This window comes from Rhizobacter sp. P3_B12 (genome assembly GCF_056402895.1).
Genome location: NZ_JBFUGN010001167.1, coordinates 1 through 1,723, shown reverse-complemented (window position 1 = coordinate 1,723; position 1,723 = coordinate 1). Strand labels below are relative to the sequence as shown.

The following is a 1,723-nucleotide window of genomic DNA, read 5'->3' as shown; positions in this document are numbered from 1 at the left end:
CATCGAGGCGCGGATCTTCGAGGCATCGAAATCGGCGCGCGTGCCGTCCTTATTGACGACGGACGGCAGCGCGATCTCGGCACGCTCGTAGGTGGTGAAGCGCTTGTCGCAGCTCTGGCAGCGGCGGCGCCGGCGCACGACGTCGCCTTCATCGGACTCGCGCGTCTCGACGACCTGCGTTTCCTCGTGACTGCAGAACGGGCAGCGCACGGCTCAGCGGCCGGTGACCGGCAGGCCGATCATCCGCGGTACACCGGGAAGTCGCGCGTCAGCGCGGCCACCTTGGCCTTCACCGCTTCGATCACCGACTCGTCGTTCGGCTTGTCCAGCACGTCGGCGATCAGGTGGGCGGTGGCGCGCGCCTGCTCCTCCTTGAAGCCGCGCGTCGTGAAGGCCGGGCTGCCCAGGCGGATGCCGCTGGTGACCATCGGCTTCTGCGGGTCGTTCGGGATGCCGTTCTTGTTGCAGGTCATGTGGGCACGGCCCAGCAGCGCCTCGGCTTCCTTGCCGGTCAGGTTCTTCGGGCGCAGGTCGACCAGCATCACGTGGCTCTCGGTGCGGCCGCTGACGATGCGCAGGCCGCGCTCGATCAGCGTCTCGGCCAGCACCACCGCGTTCTTCGCGACCTGCTGCTGGTAGACCTTGAATTCGGGCGCCAGCGCTTCCTTGAAGGCCACCGCCTTGGCGGCGATCACGTGCATCAGCGGGCCGCCCTGGATGCCGGGGAAGATCGCGCTGTTGATCTTCTTCGCGATGGCTTCGTCGTTCATCACGATGATGCCGCCGCGCGGGCCGCGCAGGCTCTTGTGGGTGGTCGAGGTGACGACGTCGGCGTGYGGCACCGGGTTCGGGTAGACGCCCGCGGCGATCAGGCCGGCGTAGTGCGCCATGTCGACCATGAAGTACGCGCCGACCGCCTTCGCGACCTTGGCGAAGCGCTCGAAATCGATGCGAAGGCTGTAGGCCGAGGCGCCCGCGATGATCAGCTTGGGCTTGTGCTCGTGGGCGAGCCGCTCCATCGCGTCGTAGTCGATCTCTTCCTTCGCGTTCAGGCCGTAGCTGACGACCTTGAACCACTTGCCGCTCATGTTCAGCGCCATGCCATGGGTCAGGTGGCCGCCTTCGGCGAGGCTCATGCCCATGATGGTGTCGCCCGGCTGCAGCAGGCCGAAGAACACCGCCTGGTTGGCCTGCGAGCCGGAGTTGGGCTGCACGTTGGCGTAGGCCGCGCCGTAGATCTGCTTGATGCGGTCGATCGCGAGCTGCTCGACGATGTCGACGTACTCGCAGCCGCCGTAATAGCGCTTGCCGGGGTAGCCCTCGGCGTACTTGTTGGTCAGCTGGCTGCCCTGAGCGGCCATCACGGCCGGCGAGGCGTAGTTCTCCGAGGCGATCAGCTCGATGTGATCTTCCTGGCGCTGGTTCTCGCTCTGGATCGCGGCGAAGAGCTCGGGGTCCACCTGGGCGACGGTGGAGTGGGTGCGGTCGAACATGGCTGGCAGTCCTCTTCAACAGAAGACCCCGGGGCGGATCATGCGAGGCGGACTCACATGGCCACGGGGCTGCCCAGGCGAACGGCTGAACCGGTGCCGGAAACCCGGAACCGGCTGCGCTTCCCGGTGGTTCACCACCTCAGGCCGGCGGGCGTCACGCTGATCGTGACATCCCGGGCCCCATCGCCAGTTGCGCAGCCCGCGGAGTGTACCGCGGGCCCTGCCGGCTC

2 protein-coding genes and 1 riboswitch are annotated in these 1,723 nt (G+C 67.5%); both genes read right to left on the bottom strand.

Annotation, left to right across the window (positions count from 1 at the left end):
* A partial coding sequence (locus tag AC1D01_RS33380) for an NrdR family transcriptional regulator (protein WP_477873764.1) occupies positions 1-210 on the bottom strand: 210 nt, incomplete at its 3' end.
* 29 nt (positions 211-239) lie between these two features.
* Positions 240-1,493, bottom strand: a complete 1,254-nt coding sequence (glyA, locus tag AC1D01_RS33375) for a serine hydroxymethyltransferase (protein WP_477873763.1) — start codon at positions 1,491-1,493, stop codon at positions 240-242.
* Between the two features lie 64 nt (positions 1,494-1,557).
* A riboswitch (ZMP/ZTP riboswitch) is annotated at positions 1,558-1,697 on the bottom strand.
* Between the last annotated feature and the right edge of the window lie 26 nt (positions 1,698-1,723).